Origin of the sequence: Nocardia altamirensis NBRC 108246 (assembly GCF_001612685.1) — a bacterium.
In the GTDB taxonomy this organism is placed as follows: Bacteria; Actinomycetota; Actinomycetes; order Mycobacteriales; family Mycobacteriaceae; genus Nocardia; species Nocardia altamirensis.
Window position 1 is genome coordinate 21,735 of the sequence record NZ_BDAY01000075.1, and the last position, 20,045, is coordinate 41,779.

General features: G+C 65.3%; 24 protein-coding genes. 14 read left to right on the plus strand and 10 right to left on the minus strand.

The genetic code is table 11. From position 1 onward, the window contains the following. Positions 1 to 223: 223 nt before the first annotated feature. The 4 genes from NA11_RS33030 (at position 224) to NA11_RS33045 (ending at position 3,155) form a co-directional block, all read left to right on the plus strand. Positions 224 to 1,009 carry a bestrophin-like domain gene (locus tag NA11_RS33030; protein ID WP_069165974.1) on the plus strand — a complete coding sequence of 262 codons (786 nt, stop codon included), beginning with the start codon at positions 224 to 226 and terminating at the stop codon, positions 1,007 to 1,009. Next, the gene (locus NA11_RS33035; RefSeq protein ID WP_141717966.1) at positions 996 to 2,192 is read left to right on the plus strand and encodes a hypothetical protein; all 1,197 of its coding nucleotides are present in this window, start codon (positions 996 to 998) and stop codon (positions 2,190 to 2,192) included. Before NA11_RS33030 ends, NA11_RS33035 begins: the two co-directional genes overlap by 14 nt. 57 nt (positions 2,193 to 2,249) lie before the next feature. Then, positions 2,250 to 2,621 carry a hypothetical protein gene (locus tag NA11_RS33040; protein ID WP_218023424.1) on the plus strand — a complete coding sequence of 124 codons (372 nt, stop codon included), beginning with the start codon at positions 2,250 to 2,252 and terminating at the stop codon, positions 2,619 to 2,621. 63 nt (positions 2,622 to 2,684) lie between these two features. Next, positions 2,685 to 3,155, plus strand: coding sequence for a carboxymuconolactone decarboxylase family protein (locus NA11_RS33045; protein WP_069165976.1), 471 nt, complete (start codon positions 2,685 to 2,687; stop codon positions 3,153 to 3,155). Positions 3,156 to 3,165: 10 nt separating this feature from the next. On the opposite strand, the gene NA11_RS33050 is transcribed toward NA11_RS33045, so the two are convergent. Both NA11_RS33050 and NA11_RS33055 read right to left on the minus strand, forming a co-directional pair. Further along, complete coding sequence (locus NA11_RS33050; protein WP_218023425.1) at positions 3,166 to 3,543, minus strand: cupin domain-containing protein; 378 nt, start codon at positions 3,541 to 3,543, stop codon at positions 3,166 to 3,168. Between the two features lie 110 nt (positions 3,544 to 3,653). Further along, entirely contained in the window at positions 3,654 to 4,352 is a 699-nt protein-coding gene (locus tag NA11_RS33055; protein ID WP_069165978.1) for a sensor domain-containing protein, read from the minus strand. Between the two features lie 159 nt (positions 4,353 to 4,511). Here NA11_RS33055 and NA11_RS33060 point away from each other — a divergent pair, with 159 nt between their 5' ends. Next, entirely contained in the window at positions 4,512 to 5,426 is a 915-nt protein-coding gene (locus NA11_RS33060; protein WP_141717967.1) for a hypothetical protein, read from the plus strand. A gap of 44 nt (positions 5,427 to 5,470) precedes the next feature. Further along, on the plus strand, positions 5,471 to 6,286 hold the full coding sequence (locus NA11_RS33065) for an MFS transporter (RefSeq protein ID WP_281197127.1): 816 nt from the start codon (positions 5,471 to 5,473) through the stop codon (positions 6,284 to 6,286). A 73-nt stretch (positions 6,287 to 6,359) separates the two neighbouring features. Here NA11_RS33065 and NA11_RS33070 read toward each other — a convergent pair whose 3' ends face one another. The 3 genes from NA11_RS33070 to NA11_RS33080 are packed head-to-tail and all read right to left on the minus strand — an operon-like array spanning position 6,360 to position 7,833. Then, entirely contained in the window at positions 6,360 to 6,980 is a 621-nt protein-coding gene (locus tag NA11_RS33070; RefSeq protein ID WP_069165981.1) for a dihydrofolate reductase family protein, read from the minus strand. Then, entirely contained in the window at positions 6,980 to 7,486 is a 507-nt protein-coding gene (locus NA11_RS33075) for an SRPBCC family protein (protein WP_069165982.1), read from the minus strand. Before NA11_RS33075 ends, NA11_RS33070 begins: the two co-directional genes overlap by 1 nt. Continuing rightward, a complete protein-coding gene (locus NA11_RS33080; protein ID WP_069166010.1) occupies positions 7,486 to 7,833 on the minus strand; it encodes an ArsR/SmtB family transcription factor in 348 nt (115 codons plus the stop codon). The genes NA11_RS33075 and NA11_RS33080 overlap by 1 nt, the downstream gene beginning before the upstream one ends. A gap of 230 nt (positions 7,834 to 8,063) precedes the next feature. On the opposite strand from NA11_RS33080, the gene NA11_RS33085 reads away from it, so the two are divergent. Continuing rightward, positions 8,064 to 8,249 carry a hypothetical protein gene (locus NA11_RS33085; RefSeq protein WP_069165983.1) on the plus strand — a complete coding sequence of 62 codons (186 nt, stop codon included), beginning with the start codon at positions 8,064 to 8,066 and terminating at the stop codon, positions 8,247 to 8,249. 55 nt (positions 8,250 to 8,304) lie between these two features. On the opposite strand, the gene NA11_RS33090 is transcribed toward NA11_RS33085, so the two are convergent. Further along, positions 8,305 to 9,207, minus strand: a complete 903-nt coding sequence (locus NA11_RS33090; protein WP_069165984.1) for a LysR family transcriptional regulator — start codon at positions 9,205 to 9,207, stop codon at positions 8,305 to 8,307. A 202-nt stretch (positions 9,208 to 9,409) separates the two neighbouring features. Between NA11_RS33090 and NA11_RS33095 the strand changes: the two genes are divergently transcribed. From NA11_RS33095 to NA11_RS33105, 3 genes are all read left to right on the plus strand, one after another. Continuing rightward, on the plus strand, positions 9,410 to 10,066 hold the full coding sequence (locus NA11_RS33095) for a hypothetical protein (protein WP_141717968.1): 657 nt from the start codon (positions 9,410 to 9,412) through the stop codon (positions 10,064 to 10,066). A 187-nt stretch (positions 10,067 to 10,253) separates the two neighbouring features. Beyond that, entirely contained in the window at positions 10,254 to 10,652 is a 399-nt protein-coding gene (locus NA11_RS33100) for a PPOX class F420-dependent oxidoreductase (protein ID WP_069165986.1), read from the plus strand. A gap of 310 nt (positions 10,653 to 10,962) precedes the next feature. Then, the gene (locus tag NA11_RS33105) at positions 10,963 to 11,901 is read left to right on the plus strand and encodes an alpha/beta hydrolase (protein WP_084655273.1); all 939 of its coding nucleotides are present in this window, start codon (positions 10,963 to 10,965) and stop codon (positions 11,899 to 11,901) included. A gap of 36 nt (positions 11,902 to 11,937) precedes the next feature. Here NA11_RS33105 and NA11_RS33110 read toward each other — a convergent pair whose 3' ends face one another. After that, positions 11,938 to 13,149, minus strand: coding sequence for a cytochrome P450 family protein (locus NA11_RS33110; protein ID WP_069165988.1), 1,212 nt, complete (start codon positions 13,147 to 13,149; stop codon positions 11,938 to 11,940). Between the two features lie 450 nt (positions 13,150 to 13,599). On the opposite strand from NA11_RS33110, the gene NA11_RS33115 reads away from it, so the two are divergent. From NA11_RS33115 to NA11_RS33125, 4 genes are all read left to right on the plus strand, one after another. Beyond that, entirely contained in the window at positions 13,600 to 14,322 is a 723-nt protein-coding gene (locus tag NA11_RS33115; RefSeq protein ID WP_141717969.1) for a hypothetical protein, read from the plus strand. A 57-nt stretch (positions 14,323 to 14,379) separates the two neighbouring features. Next, positions 14,380 to 14,541: a hypothetical protein gene (locus NA11_RS45915; protein ID WP_167837780.1), complete on the plus strand. Its 162-nt coding sequence runs from the start codon at positions 14,380 to 14,382 to the stop codon at positions 14,539 to 14,541. A 69-nt stretch (positions 14,542 to 14,610) separates the two neighbouring features. Then, the gene (locus NA11_RS33120; RefSeq protein WP_141717970.1) at positions 14,611 to 15,846 is read left to right on the plus strand and encodes an MFS transporter; all 1,236 of its coding nucleotides are present in this window, start codon (positions 14,611 to 14,613) and stop codon (positions 15,844 to 15,846) included. Positions 15,847 to 15,901: 55 nt separating this feature from the next. Next, a complete protein-coding gene (locus NA11_RS33125) occupies positions 15,902 to 16,438 on the plus strand; it encodes a hypothetical protein (RefSeq protein WP_069165991.1) in 537 nt (178 codons plus the stop codon). 19 nt (positions 16,439 to 16,457) lie between these two features. Here the strand turns inward: NA11_RS33125 and NA11_RS33130 are convergent, their stop codons facing one another. The 3 genes from NA11_RS33130 to NA11_RS45920 all read right to left on the minus strand — a co-directional run bounded on the left by NA11_RS33130 (position 16,458) and on the right by NA11_RS45920 (position 19,930). Continuing rightward, a complete protein-coding gene (locus tag NA11_RS33130; RefSeq protein WP_069165992.1) occupies positions 16,458 to 17,465 on the minus strand; it encodes a M23 family metallopeptidase in 1,008 nt (335 codons plus the stop codon). A gap of 108 nt (positions 17,466 to 17,573) precedes the next feature. Next, the gene (locus NA11_RS33135) at positions 17,574 to 19,757 is read right to left on the minus strand and encodes a linalool dehydratase/isomerase domain-containing protein (RefSeq protein ID WP_069165993.1); all 2,184 of its coding nucleotides are present in this window, start codon (positions 19,755 to 19,757) and stop codon (positions 17,574 to 17,576) included. Then, positions 19,754 to 19,930, minus strand: a complete 177-nt coding sequence (locus NA11_RS45920; protein ID WP_167837782.1) for a hypothetical protein — start codon at positions 19,928 to 19,930, stop codon at positions 19,754 to 19,756. Before NA11_RS45920 ends, NA11_RS33135 begins: the two co-directional genes overlap by 4 nt. Positions 19,931 to 20,045: the final 115 nt, after the last annotated feature.

Genomic DNA, 20,045 nt, shown 5'->3' on the forward strand with positions numbered 1-20,045 from the left:
TGTCCGTCGGGCGGGAGTCGGCGCCAGTTCTGATTTGCTGAACAATCGCTAGTCGAAAATCGCGTCGGTAACAGTTTGATAACGGCACGATATGTGGTCGACTGGCCAGGACTAATGTTCGGCCGTAGCTATTGCTATTGTTCAGATGCCGGGGTTGCCTCGGCCGCTTGACTGCGCACTCGGAGATCAGTTTTATCGACTTTGACCGGGAAAGTGGAGCGAGATGGCTGAGGAATTGCTCGTCGCGATCAGTACCGCAATGGTTGCCGTGGCGGTATTCGTGGTCGGGGATCTGATCCGACCGAGATCGTGGCGGCACGCCAGCGATGAATCCTCGCACACGCTCGTGCTCGACCTGGCCAAGACATTCTTCACCGCCGTGGTCGCCTTCGTCTTCGTGACCTGCTGGCAGCAGAACCAGAATGCCCACTCCCGCACCATCAACGAGTCGAAAGGCCTGGTCGACACCTATTTGGCCGCGCAAGCGCTGCCCGGCCCCGAGCAACAGTGGATCCAGGAACAGTTGCGCGCGTATACCGACCAGGTGCTCACCCAAGAATGGCCGCTCATGGAGAAGGAGAACCGGCTGAGCCGCAGCGTCGACGATACGCTCGACAAACTGCGCTACCGGGTCGCCTCGATTCAGACCAGCGACGCCTCCGTCGCCGAAGCGCGGGCGCGCGCGATGGAAAGTCTCGACAAGGTGGCGCAGGCTCGGCACGATCGTGCCATGGACGTGCAGCGGCGAATACCGCAATTCCTGTACGTCGCCCTGATTCTCGGCGCAATCCTGGTTTTGTTGAATCCGGTGCTGTCCGGAATGCACGTCAGCAGACGCAGCCTGGCGATGACGGCATTACTCGGCGTCGTGCTCGGCACCGTGTTGCTGGCCATTCACGACCTGGAACGGCCGTATGCCGGGTCGATCAAGGTACCGACGAACGCCTTCACCTACGCGCAGTCCCAGTACCAGCACATCACCGGTGGACCGGCCAGTGGCCAAGAATGATGCCTCCACTCCTTCGACGACCGGTGGGTTCGCGCCACGACTACGCAGGAGCGCGACGACGCTCGTCGTGCTGAGCGCGTTCGTGCCGACGGCGGTGTTGCTCGGTGGTCGTGCCGCGGCCGATGCGGAGCTGGCGAATCAGCAGTCCTTCGGCGATGTTTCGAGCGAGAACGCTACGCAGGACACGCCCGGTGAAGTGGGCGTCGCACCGGACCCCTTGCCCGATGGTGTGGCCCAGCCGGACATGTCCGAGCCGTCCGGGGGAGACGCTGCCGCGCATGATGTTTCGCCTGGCGTTGCTCCGCCGGGCATCGCGACCGGAAGTGCAGAGTCGCACGATGCTTCGCCGGATGACGCACCACCACAGGAACTTTTGACCGGTAGCGCGAGCGGGGAAGATGCCGCGTCCGGCGACCCGCCGTCGTCACCGGTCGAATCGACGGGAAGCGCTGTGCTGGACAGCGCCTCGACCGGTAGCGCTTTCGACGAGAACTCGTTGTCGCTCGAACCGCCGCCCGCCCTCGGTGGAATTCTCCAGACCGGCTCCGCAGGCAACATCACGCACGAGCAAGAGCTGGACCCGACTCCGGTAGCCGACGCGAACGCCGCCAGTCCTGTCGTATTCGGGCTCGAAAGTGGCAGTGTCGCAACGGCATGCTCGGGTAGCGCGCTGTCCGGCGGTTTCGGCCTGCTTGCCGGTTCGGCCGCGGGTTCCGGCTTCATCGGTCCCGGCAGCTTCGCACCGCCCTGGTGGATACCGATCGGCTCGGCCGGATCGCTGTGGCTCCCACCCGGTTTCGGATCCAGTGGTTCCGCGCTCGGCAGCGCCGTGGTCGGCAGTGCGGTCACCGGCAGCGCACTGATGACCTGCATGCTGACCGTCGTTCCCAGCCTTCCGCCGCCGGTGCCGCCATTCCCGCCGCTGCTGCTGTTCCCGCCGTTGCCGGGCGGGGCGATTCCTGGCGGCGTTGTCACCGTGTCCGCCCCGGCCGCCGGTGCCGCACAAGGATCCGCCGCGGCGGCCCCTTTCGTTCCGCACTTTCCGGTGGCCACCGGGGCAGCGGGATCCGCCGTCGATCCCGCCGGCTGGAACACCATCGAGATAATGACGCTGCTGATCCTGGTGATCCTGATGGGCTACGGAACCAGTTCGACCGCAGCCGCCCGCAAACCCCCGCTGTGATCGCATCTTCCCGCCGGTGGCAACGCTTTCGCTGACGTGTCCACCGAGGATGGACCGGTGAGTTTCGATCTGCTAGTTCTCGCGATGAGTCAGTCGGCCGACACTGAAGCCGTCCGGGCAGTGGCCGAAAGATGCAGCGCCCATGGGGATCACGTCGACGGCGACCCGGATGAGCGGATCATTCGGTTCTACGAATCGTTGCGGACTCGGTTTCCGGACTTCCCGCCCTATCCCGACGACTGTCCATGGATGTCGATGCCGCTCGCAGTAGGCATCGACCACGTGAGCGTGTCCTTGAGCTTTTCACCGCGAAGCACGCCTGCGCTCGAAGCGATGCTCGAACTCGCCGCGGAGTTCGACCTCGTCGTCTGGGATCCGCAGTCCGAGGAAGCCGTCCTGCCACTGGTCGGCACCGCAGAAACGACCTAGCTGTCACATTTGCGCGCTCGGCGTTGTCATACAAGCGAGTTCCGGTCGAAAAAGGAGAACGCCATGGGACAGCGCATACCCGAGATCTACACGCTCATCCCCGAAGTCGGACAGGTGGCAGGCGCGCTGTTGCAGGCTGCGGGCAACGGCTCGGTGCCATCGACCACGATCAGCCTGATCTATTTACGCGCCGGACAGATCGTCGGTAGTACGTATCAGACGATTCGGCACTCGACGGATCTCCGTAAGGCGGGAGAATCCGAGGAGCGGATCGCCGCTGTGGCGACGTGGTGGGACGCGCCCTACTTCACCGCCGCCGAGCGGGCCGCGCTGCGGCTGACCGAGGCCGTGTTCCAGCCGAATACGCGCGCGGAGGAGCGGGTGCCCGGCGAGCTGTTCGCCGAGCTCGCCGAGCGATACGACGACAAGGCGTTGGCAACTCTGACCGTTGTCCTTGCCTCAGCAGGCTTCTGGATGAACGTCGCCCTGATCCAGCAGCCCACACCCACCGGAGAGGACGCCGTGCGGGCCTGACATCGACCGGTTATGGCTGCGGGTGGATGGGATCGACCCAATGCACGGTGGTCGGTTTCTCCACCGGTTCGATGTCGAGGTTGACGACGACAGCTTCGCTATCACTGCGTACCAGAACACATTCGAGCGGTTCATCGGTGCTGGCGTTGATCTCTTGGTGCGGGACATAGGGCGGCACGAAGATGAAGTCACCGGGATCTGCTTCGGCAACGAACTCGAGCTGCTCGCCCCAGCGCATCCGCGCGCGTCCGCGCAGGACATAGATGACGCTTTCCAGCGCACCATGATGGTGTGCGCCGGTCTTGGCGTCGGGGTGGATGGTAACTGTTCCCGCCCAGATCTTTTGGGCACCGACCCGGGCGGCGTTGATCGCCGCCGCCCGGCTCATCCCCGGTGTCTGGGCGGTGTTCGAGTCGAGCTGATCCGACTTGATGACCCGCACTCCGTTATCGCGCCAATCGCTGTTCGCGGTCGGATTCGGTGGTGGTTCATTCGCTGTCACTCGTCTGCTCCTAACGGATAATGCTGCGCAGCTGGGTGATTCCGGCCGTAAGCCACCGCCTGCGGATTCTCAACGCGCCCTTGCACGACGGCGAGCCGGGTGAGCAGAGTCTGCGCGAAGGTGGCCTGCAAGGCGGCGCTGCCACGCTGGACGAAGTACACGGTTAGCAGCGCCACCACACCGATGATGGTATTGAAGACTGTCCTGTTGTAGGCGGTGTCGGCGCCCATGATCTTCTCGATGACGATGTCGTTGTAGTCGCCGCGGGGAATGAACCTGCCCCACAGCCAGTAAGTCAAGCCGCCCAACGTCATTGCCCACCACGTGATCGGCAGCACGAAGGTGATGATCGCGATCGGCAGGTTGACGATGGTGTACAACAGGTCGAGCCAACTCTGCCCCTGCCTGATCGGTGCGGTGATCCGACGGAACCAACCCGCCCCCTCCGGTGCCGCGGCATACCGAGGCCTTAGCGTCGCTGTGCCCGTCAGCTGTTGAAGGCGTATCCGCTCGATGTCCGCGAAGCCGCGCGCAACCAGCAAGGTCAGCGCGAGCAGCGGAATCCCGAGGAAGATCACCGTCGTACCGAGGCTGGTTGCGAAAAGGGCAACAAGAAGGCTGAAACTGACCACGGCAAGTGGCAGTCCCAAGAATGTGTACGCGAAGTCGAGGCCCAAGCGCCGGATGATCGTCATGCAGACAACGCTAGGTCCGCGCCCACCGACCTCCATCCCGCTTAGGTAGGGGATCGAATACCCCTAGGGAGGGAGAGCAATTGGTGTGAGTGGCGGCTGCCGCCGGGCTTCCCGAGAGTGGGGAGCATATTCGGCTGGAAGCGATGACATGATTCGTCGGTGGGGATTGTGGCCGGGGTGTGGCAGACGCTTCGTGAGACCATTTCCGCTGTCGTGGACACTGCTGCCTTTGCCATGTCGAAAACATCCCGGGAGTTAGGTGTCGACTATCCTCGTGGCGCAGCTCATGGGATCACCATCGTCGACCATGGCGACCACTTCGACAAGTTGCCCGCAGCGGATCAGATCGCGCATGCGGTTCCGGACACACCCGTCGATCTCAGTATGACGCCCCAGGATCGAGCGCAGGCAGTCGTCGACAGGAGTCAACACATGCGGGGAGACGATTTGGTCGCGCTCGATCGTCTGGACACTCAGTCGCTCTATTGGGAGGCGAAGTATGCGGCAGAGAATGCTGACGACATCTACCACAACCCCGATGTTTTTAAGCAGGTCCGCGTCGCCCAAAAATTCGACACGGCACCAACGCTCGGCACCTACGAAGATATGGAAGCAATCATCCAGAACGGGGGAACGGAGCTATTCGCGCGTGTTCCGCGCGACAAGCTGGAGGAATTCTATCGCGGTGAATACTTCCCGACGAAGACGGTTGGCACCATGGGGACGGGCATGGAAGCGTGGAAGGAGCGGTATCACCTAGAACTCCCCGGTCGCGCCTCGGATGACACCCAGATTGTCAGAATGGCATTGCTCCCGGATGCGATAGTGGCGGACGCCAACAAGCTCATCGACCTTCAGATCATCCATCGACAGCGCCTCATTGACCACATTCTCGACCTCCAAGAGTCGGGCGACACATGGGGAGCGGAGAAGATTCGAAGCAAGCTGTGGTTCATCACCAATGATGTGGGCACATACGGGATGGCTCGAGGTGTCGAAGCGGTTACCTTCGATTCTATGGCGAGTGTGCTCAACGGTTCGGCGCTCCTCGTCCAAACCGATCCCATCCGCTGACTCCCGTACGAAAACCGCTGCGGTATTTCCTCGCCGCGCGGGCGCTGAGCATACTCGGCGACCGCGTCACCGACATGGTGCTGCCGCTGGCCGTGCTCGCGGCCTCCGGGTCCGCGGTCACGGCCGGTGTCGTCGGTGCGGCAGCCCAGCTGCCGCAGGTCCTGGCAGCGCTGCAGGTCGGTGCGTTGGTGGATCGCCGAGAACGCAAGGGCCTGATGGTAATTGCGGACATCGTGCGGGCCGTCGCGTTCGTCGCCATCGGCGTGGAGGTGATGTTCGGCGAGGCTCGAGTGGTGCCGCTGGTGTTGCTCGCGCTGGTCACCGGTGTCGGCGACGCGGTGTTTCACGCGTCGGCGAGCAGTTACCTGCCGAGCCTGGTCGGAGACCGAGACCTCATGCGCGCCAACGGTTTGGTGGAAGCCTCGGACGCAGCGGCGACGCTGACGGGACCGGCTGCTGGTGGCTGGCTGTTGCAGGCGCTGGGGCCATTGGTGGCGTTCGTGGCCAACGCGATGAGCTTCGTTGCCTCGGCCATGCTGCTGGCGCGGTTACCGAAAAACTTTCCGGCGCAGCAGAAATCCGGCGCTGACGAGTCCGTGTTGGCCGGGCTTCGGCTGGTGCGCCGGGACCGGGCGCAGGCTGTGCTGCTGGTAAGCGCGTGCTATCTGCACCTGCTCGCGGCGGCAGCGTTCCTACCATTGCTGGTACGTGCCAACGCGGAGTTGCGCCTGACGCCGCTCACGACAGGGCTCATCGTGTCGGCGGCGGGTGTCGGCGGCCTGATGAGCAGCATCGTGATCGCCCGGTTCTGCGTGCTCGTCCTGCCCAGTTCGGCGGCCCGCCAAGGAGACTGCGGCTGACCTGGCGCAGCGGATCGCTGAACTCATGCGATCCACTGCGGACTTGGAGTAGGCGGGACGGTGCGCCGGGCGGCTACCGCTTGTAGACGGTGTAGGTCAGGTGGGTCACCCGCTGCGTTGGCTCCGCGCGGACCGGCTTCAGGGCGACGCGGGCGGCATCGATGCCCTCGAACAGGCGGATTCCGGCGCCGAACAGCACGGGGGAGAGCGCGATCGTGAACTCGTCGATCAGGCAGGCGTTCAGGTACTCCAGGATCGTTGCGCCGCCGCCTGCGACGCGGACGTCCCGGTCGCCTGCGGCCTTGCGAGCCTGGTCGAGTGCTGACTCGATGCCGTTGTTGACGAAGTGGAAGATGGTCCCGCCCGGCCGCTCCCACGGTTCACGCTGCTCGTGTGTCACGACGAAGACCGGCGTATGGAACGGCGCTTCGGCAGGCCACATCTGTTCACCGGCGTCGAACATGCGCTTGCCCATCACGCTCGCGCCGGTGCGCTCGAACGTCTCCCGCACGATGTCGTTGTCCCGCCCTTCTTCGCCGCCGGCGCCGAGCTTCAGGTTCTCCCGGAAGAACCGCTGCGGGAATACCCACTGCTGCAGTTCCATCCACTGTTGCCCCATCAACTCCTCGGACGTCTCGGGTGCGATGAACCCGTCCAGCGACATCGATACGCTGAAGAAAACCGTTCCGGCCATCAGCCCTGCACTCCCTTCCGAACGACCTCGGTGAGGTAGGCGGCCAGGTTGTTCAGGGTCTGCTCGCCACCCTCGACCGCGTGGTATTTCTCGACCGCCTCGTCGCGCAGTTCCTTGGTGGGGAACACCGTCCGCATGTCGATCCGGGTCGCAGCGCCGTCGGGGTCGAACGTCAGGACCGACTCGAAGGCGTTCGGGTCGTCGCGGGACTCACCGTGCCGCAACGTGATTCGCTCCGGTGGCGCGATCTCGGTCCAGGCGATCCACTCCTGGTAGTCCGTCCCGTCCGGTCCGTGCATCACGAAATCCCATACCCCGCCGACGCGGAACTCGAAGGCCCGCGTGGTGGTGGTGAATCCTTTTGGGCCCCACCATCGCGACAAGTGCCGTACCTCGGTGAACGCCTCGAACACCAACTCCCTTGGGGCGTCGATGATCCGGGAGATCACGATCTCGCGGTCGGCCGTCGCGGACTGCGCCGCCGCTCCTCGTCCCGTCACACTCATCAGCTACCTTCCTCCTGCCTTGCCTGCTTCATGTCCTGTACGTACTCGTCCAGCCGGTCGAAGCTCTCGTTCCAGAACTGCTCGAACCCGCCTGCCCATTCGTGCACCGGTCGCAGCCCGCGGGCGTCCAGGCAGTACAGGCGTTGCTTGCCTGCCTGACGGTCCCGCACCAGCCCGACCTCCCGGAGCACCCGCAAGTGTTTGGATGCCCCCGGCTGGGACATCCCCAGCTCCCGGGCCACCTCCGTCACCGGCCGCTCACCCGCCCGCAGCAGTGCCAGGATCTCCCTGCGCTGCGGCTCGGCGATCGCGTTGAACACGTCCGACGTCGTCGCTGCTCGTGCCATGGCCGCAATCATATTCCGATATGGGTATGCGTCAAGTCGGGCCGTCGCACGTCTCTGCGTCCGCGGTTCAGCGTGGGCGTCGAGCTGGGCGAAATGTGCTGGGGGGTAGCCGAAACCGGACGACCGACCTGCGACACGCTGTTTCCCAGTCGTGGGAACGACGTGCGGCACCTGGCAAGGTGTCGGGCATGCGGACAGTATGGAGATCATTGGCAGCTGGGGCCTCGGCTATGTTTGTCCTCGGCTTGGCGGCAGGCAACGCGACCGCCGATGGGGTGTTCTACGGCGATTACGAGACCAGTTGGCAGTGTGAGGCGGCTGGGGAGCCGTACCGTGGCTCGGATAGTTATTACAAGTGCTACTACGGCCAGCAAGGCAGCGGCTGGCAATTGTGGGTTTACTCGATCGGCGGCTGACCCGGCCCCGACTCGTCCGCGAACACTCGCGGACGAGTCCTCGAATTTCGTTGGGTCACGGCAGATCTTGCAACGCAGTCCGGATCACGTCGAGGAACCAGGTCTGCGCAGCGCTGCGGCCCGGTGTGCGGCGGGTGTAGGCGGTGACCTCGACCGGCTGAATCGGCCACGCCAGCGCGAAGGTCCGGACCGGATGTGATCTGACCACGGTGTGTGCGACCCGCTCCGGCACGATGGCCATGAACTCGCTGTCCTGCACCACATAGGGCAACGTGGCGAAGCGGGTGACCCTGACCGCGATATCCGGCTCGACACCATACCTACGCAGCGCCTGCCATGCGGCGGCATGGCCGCTGGTGCCGTCGACGACCACGTGGCGCTCCGTGCGCAACTCCGCCGCGGTCGGGTTGTCGTGGCGCAGGCGCGGATGGTCGGCCGCGACCATGCCGACGTAACCCTCCGTGAACAGCGGCATCCGGCTCAGGCGTACCGAATCCAGCACCGGGCTGGTCACGATCGCGTCCACCTTGCCGCGGGTGAGTTCATCGGGTGCGGTCTCGATGTCGATCGCGTGGACCTGCAGGGTCGCGGCGGGTGCGCGCGCGGAGAGTTCCGCGAGCACCAGCGGCAGCGAGTTGACCTCACCGAGGTCGGACAGCCCGATGGAGAAGCTGACCGGCCCCGACGGATCGAATTCGGTTGCCGCGCTGATGGTCACATCCATCTGGTCGATGGCGGTGCGCAGCGGCGGATAGAGCCGCTCAGCTTCCGAGCTGGGGACAAGCCCGCCTGGACCGCGCACGAAGAGTTCGTCGCCGAGCCGCTTGCGTAACTTACCCAAGCCATAGCTGACCGTCGGTTGACTGACGCCGAGGGCATCGGCCGCCGCAGTGACGCTCCGCATTTCGTAGAGCAGGACGAACGTGCGGATCAGGTTGAAATCGAACTCCGCGGCCATCGATCACCTCTATAGATTCGAGCAACATCTATCGGATCTCTGATGTCGCCGATCGTAGGTGCGGCCGCGGTCGGTTGCCTTTAAGTATTGCCAGGCTTGGGTATACCGATGCGAACTCAGTACTTACCGATGCGCCTGCCGGACCGTCGGCATAAAGATCTTGCCATCACCTGTCGGGGGCGAGAAAGTACCGAGGTCGGCCATGTTTGCTGGATGGTATGAGGAATTCGTTGGCAGCCAACAGTATCCGGCGCTCGAAGCGCGCCGAGAACTACCGCTGGTAACCCAATTGGTACTTACGGCGGAAGGGTCGACGACCTTGATGCTCCGCACGCTGGCGAGGTCGGAGATCGTTGCCGAACCGTTGCTGGCGCGCAGTCAGCCGATCCCTATCAACGACTGTCCCGAGCTCGAGGAAGTGTTCGGCAACCACAAAGCTCTCGCGGTACGCAGATCCAGGCTACGCAACAGCACAGGCATGATCGTCAGCGAAAACTTGATCACCTATCGACGCGTCGACCGGGAAGCTCTGATTCCCCTCGGCGACCAACCATTCGGGCTGCATGTTCGCGAACGTGGCATGTTCGAACGACGGCGCATTTTCCGAACGGGTGTCACCCTTGCCACCTTCGGTGCGCTGCCTGCGGAGTCGGCCGGACGGGTGTACGAGATCTCGTTCTCTACCGGGCAGAGCGTACTCGTCCACGAGGTCTTCGCCCCCGATCTGCTGCCCACTCGCGAGAACAGGACAGTATCGCCGATCGCCCAGCCTGCTCAACCGGCGACAAGCGTGGGGCACGAGCTGGTACCGCAGTCTTCAACACCGGTAGGAGCCGCGAAACTCGTTGTGCCACAGTGACAAGTTCGGGGGCTGTGGCACGATGAGGCGCCGCGGTCGGCCATGGCGGCCAGTACGCGTCACTCGCGTGCTGGCCGCCTGATGTGTCTGCGCCCCTGCGGGTTCCGGTCCACCTACCCGCTGTGTCAACGCTGGCGGCGGTGCGGTTTGATGATCATGCAACTGTGCACCGAGAGCGGAGGTACCTATGACCGAGATCCCAGAGAAGGTCCGCGATCTGCTGGAACGCCCGATCTACGCGAGCCTCGGCACCACGAGGCCGAATGGCGCCCCGCAGGTGAACCCGATGTGGTTCGTGTGGGACGGCGAATTCATCTGGTTCACGCACACCAACTACCGGCAGAAGTTCAAGAACGTCGCCGACGAACCTCGCGTATCGATCTCGATCTTCGATCCGGACGACCCGTACCGCTACATCGAGGTCCGTGGTGTGGTCGACCACATCGACGGGGACCCCGACGGGGCGCTCTACACCCGCCTGTCCGAGCGGTACAACAATGGTCCGGTGGTGCCGCCGGACGCCAAGGACCGCGTCGCCATCGCCGTCCGGCCGTCCGGCGTCTCGGGCTCGGCCCTCCGCGACTGAGCGGTCCATCGCCCACGCCCCACTCGATCCCCGTACCGCCGTCGAACGGGACATAACAGAGCCGTGACCTGCGTGTCCCCTCCGCTATGTCCCGTTCGCACACCGCCCGAGGCGATTGTTGCTCGAGGAACCAATCCTCGGGCGGTGGCGACGCGAATCTCCTTCGCTGCCGACACCGGCAGCCGCCGAAAGGCGTGGTGTATGTCGCAGGTACCGGAGGGCAATCTTGAGAACATGGCGATCGACACACACGGTGCTAGTGCGCGGGCTCCTCGTCGGGGCGCTCGCGGCCGCAGGCCTGGTCGGCACGATGGGTACCGCCACTGCGGCGCCCGGCGTCGTTTCGGTGGAGGACGTGAACGATCGGCAACAGAATGTGCTGGTGTTCTCGCCCGCGATGAACCGGCCGATTCCGGTGCAGGTCATCCGCGCCGCGGACCGGGCGACGCCACGGCCGACGATGTACTTGCTCAACGGCTCCGGCGGTGGGCCGAATGAGAGCGGATGGGACGTACAGACCGATGCCGTGAACTTCTTGCGCGGCAAGGACATCAATGTCGTGACTCCGTTCGGCGGCGCCAACTCCTACTACACCGACTGGGTACGCACGGATGCCGTGCTCGGATTCAACAGGTGGCAGACGTTCCTCAACGAGGAGCTGCCTCCGGTCATCGAAGAGTTCTTGGGGGCCAATGGAAATCGGACGTTGGTCGGTGTGTCGATGAGCGGCACCTCGGTCTTGAACCTGGCGATCGCCAAGCCTGGTTTCTGGAACAGTGTGGCGTCCTTCAGTGGTTGCGCGCAGACGTCGGACCCGATCGGCCAGGAGTTCGTCCGGCTCACGGTCGAAAACTGGGGTGGTGGGCAGAGTGTCGAGAATATGTGGGGTCCGCGCAACGGGCCGCTGTGGCGGGACAACGATCCGCTGGTCAACGCGGACCGGCTGCGGGGGACCGCCGTCTATTTGAGTACGGGCAGTGGCATCGCGGCGGCTCCGCATGACACGCCCAGCGATCGGCGAGTGCAAGAGGGCCGGATTCCGCTGCCGGTGCAGATCGCGTTCGGCGGGCCGATCGAAGCGGCTATTCGTTTCTGCACAGTGAATTTGGCGAACCGGCTGCATGAGCTGAATATCCCGGTCACGGTGGACGATCGCCCGGTCGGCACCCATTCGTGGGGCTACTGGGAAGACGATCTGCACCGCTCTTGGCCATTCCTGGCTCAATCGGTAGGCAGCCAAACGAACTGAAACCACCACTGCACCACAGAGTTCGGTCTATTGCGCTCAGGTGGTGATCGCGATATCGGCACCACTGAAGAGCAGGTCGGGAGGGCGGCGGCCGATTGCGGGTGTCAGCGCGGCGTTCGGGGCCTGCGCGTGTAGTTCCCTGAGGAACACCGTGATCGCCAACGTGGCCAACTGTTTTCCGGGGCAGACGTGGCGGCCGATGCCGAAGGTCAACGGCAGCTTGCCCTTACCGTGCAGGTTCCACAGGTCCGGGAACGCTGCCGTGTCCCGGTTGGCCGCCGCGAACAACGCCAGAATCGGTCCTGGCGGGAGCGTCGTGCCACTGGGCAAGGTGATCGCCTTGTCGGCGCGGCGTTTCCACGCCACCAGTCCCGGATCGAGGTGCATCAGCTTGATCGCCACGCTGCCTGCCTGATTCGGATCGGCGAGCAGGCTCCACCAGGCCCGATCCGGCGCGGAAAGCAACCGCTGCAGCCCTTGCTGGATGGTCCCGCTAATTGTATGTACTCCTGCCGCAAGCGAATTCGCCATGGCGGAGATCGCGACTCGGCGGGGCAACTCCGCCTCCCTCAGTCGGCACGCGAGGCCGGAACCGTGCGCGACGGTGCGGGCGGAGACGGTGAACAGCCAGCCGAGCGCGTCCACTGCCGCGCCGAGCTCACGGCCGTGCATCCGCCTACCGAGCAGGCCGGATTGGGCGCTGCTCCAGATCGCGACATTCGGCCAGGACTGCGGTGGCAGGCCGACCGCTTCGCCGGTGACCCGGGCGGCGTAGGCGATCGACAGGGCCGTCACATCGAGTTCGGATCCGGGACCGAGCTCGTCCAGCGCGGCGTGGAAATGCGCGGACATGGCTGCTTCGCGCGCGTGGCGTTGGCCTGCCGGGATCGTGAAATGGCCGTCGGCACCCGACATCGTGTCCCACACCTTCTTGTGTAGTCCCAGGTCGGTCAGGTTTGCGGTGGCCTTGGCCGGCGGCGGAAGCAGGTGCCGCAGGAAAGGCAGTATCGCCGAGGGGGTCGTCGCGATCCGCGAGTATCCGACCAACGGGTCCAACGAGTTAGCGGTGCTGACGCCCGGCAGCACGGCATCGAGCACCGTGCGAACATCGTCGTACTTCCAGATCATGCGCAGTCCGGACGGATGCAGGTAGCTCGGCTCGCCCCACTCGTGCAGTCGCCGATATCGCTCGTCTCGCGCGGCGAAGGACAGCTCGTTGGGCGTAACCCCGGCATACGGAAAATCCATGAGCGAACCTGTTCAATGACACCTCATCTGTCCTGAATTCTGCGGTATACCCAACTCTGGGGATTTCAGCAAACAGCGGGCTGCGATCAGGCGAGTGGACAGCAACCGGCGATGCCGCCGGGTATGACAGTGGGACCACGCGAAACCTGTTACGGGTTCCCAAGATTGGGGACTCTTGCGCGTTGACGGGAGCCGCGTCGATCAGAGATTGTGACCCGGAAGAACGACACAAACGGGCTGCGGATCGGTACTCGGAAGCGGGTGGTCATGGTAGTGGGCGTCGATCAAATTACGAATTCGACTGGGGGGCCCGTTCCGGTTCCGGCGCTGGAATCGGCGGCGTGCTCCGAGCAGATCGAGCGTGTCGCGTCGGTGCTCACGGCGCGTGGTTTCCACCCCGAAATCATTTGCGACACACTGGGTGAGGCGATTGCGGTTCGTGTCCCGCGGGTGTTCGGACCGGTGGAGGTGGCGCCGATCGTCGCATCGGTGCCGAGCGATCCGAAGAATGCCGAGGACCGCGTCGAAAACATCGATCTCGGCGATGTCCTGCCGTACGGAAGCCGAAGCGGCAAGGTCTATCCCAAGCGGGTCTGCGACGTCATCGACGCCGCGATGTGCGGCATCCTGGACCGCTCCGACGTGGTCGGCAGGCGGATGTTCGGACCCGAGGGTGCGGTGGCGGCCGGGATCGGTGATGGCGACGCGCACACCGACTTTCCAGGAAACCTCGATGATCCGGACGTGTCGGAAGTCCATGGATTCAACGTGCACATCACGCTGGGCGGCGAGGGGACGGCCAGGTTCAGTCCGGTGCGCAGCTTCGGCGAAGTGCACGCGATCGCGGAGCTGTTGCACGCCGAGCGTGGCAAGGGAAAGACGATCGTGGAGATCAACGAAAGAATCTTTCCCGACCTCTTCGGGCCTTATATGAAGTGGGCGAGCGATCCCGTCCATACCGTGGCGGGCGACATACTTCTGTTCCAGTCGAGGCCGCATATTTCCAAAGGCCTGCTGCCTGCAGTCCATCACTTCGCCAGTTTGACCTCGGATCGGATGATCAACATTTTGGTCCCCAAATCGGGGACCGCCTCCGACACGATTCCGCTACGGGTGGAGATGGCCCGACGATACGAGTTGGGCGATCTCGGCTACCCGACCAGAGTGGCGTAGTTATTGCATCGCTGAGATGCGAGCGTCAATGGAAAAACGAAGAAGGAGTGGAGTTCGATGCGAACAAGCGATGGAAAACGCGGCTACTCGGCGCTGGAACCTTCCGAAGATTACCCTGAATTCGAGACCAAAATTGCCGGCCATCTGCGGGTCGCCAAGGTCGACGCGAACCTGGAGCCGAGCGATGGCGTAAGCGAAAGGTCGGACGAGGGCAAGTAGTTTCCCGTGGGGCCCGCCGAGCAATCGGCGGGCCCTTCCGTCTCACCACCCGACAGGAGCCGTCCCAACGTGTCGACGGTGGAACACCCGCCATCGGGCGAGCCGCCGCTCGATCCTGGGCGATCGGCTGAATCCGCTCCACCCGCTGGCCTCGCCGCCTATCGCCGGGTGCTCGGTCTGCCCGGCGTCCGATCGCTGCTCACCGTCGCGTGCATCGCACGATTCCCGCCCACCGCGACCCTGATCGCGTTGACGCTGCACGCCGTGGTCAACCTCGATCGCAGCTATTACGAAGCGGGCGTCGTCGCCGCGATCTACATCACCGGCCGCGCCATCGGCTCACCGCTGATGGGGCTGCTGCTCGACCGGCGTGGCCTGCACACCATGCTGGCTGTCACCACCGGCGCCCAGCTTCTTGTCTGGATGGCCTTGCCGTGGTTCACCTTTCCGGTGCTGCTCGTCGGCGTGCTCACGATCGGGGTACTCGCCCTTCCGGTTTCCTCGCTGGTCCGTCAAGCTGTCGGCGTCATCGTGCCGAGTAAGCACCAACGCCCGGCCTTCGCGGTCGACGCCATCGCTGTCGACGTCGTCCACATCATCGGCCCAGCTGTCGGCACCTTGCTGATTCTGCAACTCGAACCAGGAATAGCGCTCCGGCTGATCGGAATATGCTGGGGTGCGGCTGGTTTCGCGCTGTGGCGGCTGAACCCGCCGATGCGGGTCGGCGCCGCGACCGCAGCGCGAGCGGGTCGGCGACGCATCGCGCACTGGCTCACGCCCGGCCTCGGTGCGGTGTTCCTGTCCGCCTCCGCCAGAGCGTTTCTGGTGTACAGCACCGAACTGACACTCATCGCCGGGCTCCAATCAGCCGGGCAGGCGGACTATCTCACCATCGTGTACGCCGCCTGGTGTGTTGCCGCGGTGGCGGGTGGTCTCGGCTACGGCATGGTGCCGCGGCATCCGGGTCTCTTCACACTCATTGCCGCGCTTGCCCTGACCACATTTCCGCTCGGCCTCGCCACCCAGTGGTGGGTCTATCTGATCCTGCTGATACCGGCCGGACTCTTCAGTGCGCCGCCGATTGCCTCCGGTTCGCAGAGACTCAGTGAGCTGGCGCCCGACGACTCGAGAGGGGTCATCAGCGGGCTGTACGACTCGTCGATCGCGATCGGCGCAGGCGTCGCCGCGCCACTGGCCGGGCTGCTGATCGACGGCACGTCACCGCAGTTGGCCATCAGCACGATCGCGGTCTGCGGTATCGCACTCGCCGGTGCAGGGAGTGTGCTGGCCCGCCAGAGCCGATAGGTTGCCTGCCGCGTGTCGCTGCGGTGTTGCTCGATCGGGCTGTGAGGATTGGGCCATGTCCAGGGACACTCCCGGCGAGGCAACGCGACCTCGCGCAAGGCAGTCCGAACGCGACAATCCATCGACGACATCCGGCGGTCTGCCTGCGCAGGCCAGAGCCGAGATCTCGCATCCACACCGCGCGCCGTCCACCGCGGTGGAGGCACTGGGAATCACCTGCGGACACCAGGTTCCGGCCGTGCAGGTGTACGTCTTCGCCGACCTCGACGGTCGGCTGCGGGCGCGGGGCTGGGCATTCCATCGTTTCCACTCGGGACCCGAAGTGCTCACGTGGTGTTACCCGCCTTCCGATCTCGGCGACGCGCGCCTCGACACGGGTGTCGAGCCGATCACCACGATCGTGGCGACCCTCGACCGGTCGCTACCGACCGATCACGTCGCAGACTGCGCGGTCGAGGTGCTGCTGGCGGGTGCACCACACGGGCACGGACTCCGCACCGGCCTGGCCGGCCTGCACGACCACTTGGACAGCATCGAAAGCTCGCACCAGCAGATCACCCCTCCGTTCGCGCGAGCGTGCGTGTCCAGCTGAACATCTCGGCGTGGTCCGGTCAGGCGCGCAGGCCGTTGGCCGCCAGATACTCCTCGGGGTTGACGGCCTTGCCGCCGCGGCGGACCTCGTAGTGCAGGTGCGGGCCGGTGGAGTCACCGGTCGATCCGACGGCGCCGATGACGGTGCCCGCGGTGATCTGCTCACCGACGTTGACCTTGATGCTGCCCGCGAGCTGGTGCGCGTACAGGGTTTCGGTGCCGTCGGCGGATCGGATGCGCACCAGCTGGCCGTAGCCGTCGCCCTTGTCGCTCGCTTGAACGACGACGCCGTCGGTGACCGCGTAGATCGGCGTGCCTGCCGGCGCGGCCAAGTCCATGCCGTTGTGCGATTTGCCCCACCGCGGGCCGAAATGCGAAGTCACGGTGTAGGTTCCCGGCGCCAGCGGCAGCCGGGCCCGCCCGTCGCCGAGGATCGGCGGGCCCGGCCGGTTGATCGCCGGGGCGGCCGACACCGGGGTGCGCTGCCGCGGCGGCGCCGAAACCCGTTGTGCTGGTGGCGGTCCTGGGAACTGGCGGGCGAGCTGATTCACCGTCTCCCTGGAGCCTCCTGCGTTGGCCTGCCCGTTGCGCACGATGGTCTGCGCCTTGTCCAATGCGCCGGTGAGTATCCCGTTGATCTGCTGCTGGCCGTGCGGCGTATCGGCGGCCGGACCGAGTGCGGCGATGCGATCGCAGGCCTCGCGGATGATCCGGTAGATCGCGAGCTGGTCGGTGCGGTTGGCTTTGGTCAATTGGTCCATCTGCTCGGCGAGCCCGGCATCCAGGCCCTTGAACTTGCTCGCCGTGTTGCCGAGCACCCCGGTCTGCTGCTGGGCGGCATCGGCCGCACTTCCGGACCCGTCGACCTTCTGGTCGCGCGCTGTGACCGTGGCCGCGTCGACCGGAACACCGCCCGCGCCGTAGGTGTCGGCCAAGGCAACCAGCGCGCCGAGCGCCCCGCGATTCGCGTCGGACAGACCACCGACGACGGGTGTGACCAGTTCTGCTGCCGATCCGCCAGCCACCATCGCCTCCGCACGTTCAACCCATCGACACGTCCGGCCCGTCGCCGTGGGCCAGGTGTTCATTGTTACCCGCCCCGACGAGGCGATTTCCCATTGTTGGGACGTGCGGACCTACCAGGTCGGACGGACTGTGATTGCGGTGCGGTCCGCGAGGTCGATGGCCAGGTCGGCTCTGCCGCGGTCGTCGGCGCGAACGACGGCATCGATTCCGCCGAGCACCGCGTACTCGCGTTGTGGCACAAGCTGATCGATCCGAACGGTGAACCGGCCAGGTTGGTGCCCTCGACGGAACACCGCGTCGAGTCCGGCGCCGTCGGTGAGCGCCTTGGCGACCAGGACCGCCGGATACGGCGTCGCAAGGATCCGCGGACCACGCGTCCACGCTGCCGGACGCGGCACGGTCATCATGTCGGTGAGCGCGTAGGGTCGGCCGAGCCCTCCTAGGCCGAGCATGCCGTTGGCGTGCACGGATGCTCGCTCGAAGCTCCAGACGCCGGGTTGCCGCGGGTCGGGCGCGAACCGCAGTTGCCGGGTCGCCTCGGCCCAGAGGGTGGCCCACGCTGCTGGCTCGCCGGATTCTTGCGCGAGCAGCAGGCCCGCCGCCAGTGGTTCGGCGTTGGTCGGCGCGCCGGATCCCCAGTCGGCCGTCGTCGGCGCCTCTTTCCCGCCTGAGGTCGGGTTCAGATAGGCGTCGTTGTCGAGCCACTCGTGCCGCAGGATTTCCCAAGCGCGCCAGGCGAGGTCAGGCAGCAGCGGGCTCATGAACGCCGCGATGGCCGCGGTCGACGCGGGACCGCGGAACCCGCGCGCGGACAGTCCGGCGCCGGAGACGAGGAAGGCGATGATGTCGCCGTCGGCGGCGGTGAACTCGGTGTCGAGCCGGTGGCGCAGTCGGGCGGCGAGGTCGGCGCAGTGACGGGTGCCGTTCAGTGCGTCGAGCACCGCAACGCCCGCGGCGGCAACGGCATTACAGTAAGGGAAGACCAGGCCGTGGGTACGGCCGCGTCCGACCGGGACCGGTTCACACGCCCACAAGCACAGCTCGCTGCCGAAGTTGCGAAGGACGATGTCGTTGATGGCGGAATGGTGGTAGTCGGTGGTCGCCTGCGGTGGTCGCTCGAACCGGAACGATTCCGTGTGCTCGAACCTGTCGTCGCCGGTCGCTTGGCGGAACATGGCGAGCTGCAAGTTGAGGTATCCGGTGAACATGATGTTCTGCGGCACGTCGATCGGGTCGGCGCGGCGGAGCCGGAAGTCCCAGTTTCCCAACAGGTTCTGCCGATACCAGTAGCCCCAGACCCGCGGGTCCTGCATGCGGGCGAACAGGTCCAGTTGGGCCTGGTGCGGTGCGCCCCAGTACGCGGGCGTGTGCGAGTAGCCGAACATCGACAGCGCCCAGCCGACGGCGTTGAGTTGATAGCGATACTGCTGGAGTGGCCCTGGCCCGTCGTCGTCGAAGCCGTCCCAGCTGTCGAGTGGTTGCATGGCGAGGCTGGTCAGGTAGCGGTGCAGGCGGAGCTGGTCGACACTCGCCTCGGTGACGGTGGGCGTCGCCCGATGCCGAAGGGGGAGCGGGGCGGTACGCACCGGCTGGTGTCGCTGGGTACGGCGTTGCGCGAGATACTGTTCCCGTTGCTTGCCGACGCGGCGCGCGGCCCGGTGCCGGAATTGTTCGCGCACAACGATGCTCAGTGTGGCAGCGATCGCCACGCACGGCGCCGCCCACGATATCCGCGCGAGCGGAAGCGGGTGACCCTCGGCCGAGTTCGTCAGCAGCGCACCGAGAACCGCTGCGGTGACAACGATCGCGGGCAAGGTGACGTAGTCGGAGCGCGCGATGGCGCGAAACATGAAGGCTAACAAGGAGAGTGCCGCGACGATCAGGAAGCCTGCGATGTGCCCGGCCGCCACGAGCGTGGCCGGTGCGATCAGCACGGCCCACACCAACGCCGCCGCTGCGACGACCACAAGCAGGCCCGCGACGATCCGCCGCTTCCGCAGCGCCCCACCGAGAGCGGCGATTCCGACGCCGAGCACCAGCGCGTGCACGGCGATCGAACCAGCCGAGTGGTGGTGTTGCGCGGGCAGCGAATAGAGCACGCCGGCACCAGGAATGGACAGCCCGGCCGCGAATGCACGCCATGGGGCGGCAATATCGAGCAGGTTCGGCACTGTCGCCAGCACCGTCCAGAACGTGAGCGAAACCGCCAAGGTCCGGCGCCAGGCCCGAGCGGTGATCGGTCCGCGCAATCGCGGTGCGGCCTCCTGCGTCGCAGTGCCGCGCACACTCGTCATAGCGCTTCCCGCAGTGCAGTGGGGGAGTCGGCGTCGCCGAGCAACTCGAGATAGGCCACGCCTTCGAGCGGTCGGTGCGCTACTGCAGGTTGTCTGCTGTCGGGGCGACCGGATCGCCGGAGCGCGCTCGCGAGGCGCGGCCCGAGAATCAGGACGAGCCCGGACAACAGCACGCAGCACATCATGGCGGTTTCTCCTCATAACGATTGGCCTTGCAGGCGCACAGGTAGTTCAAGGTTGGTCTTGGTGCGGGCAGCGTGCATCAGTAGGCCGATCGGTACGAAAACC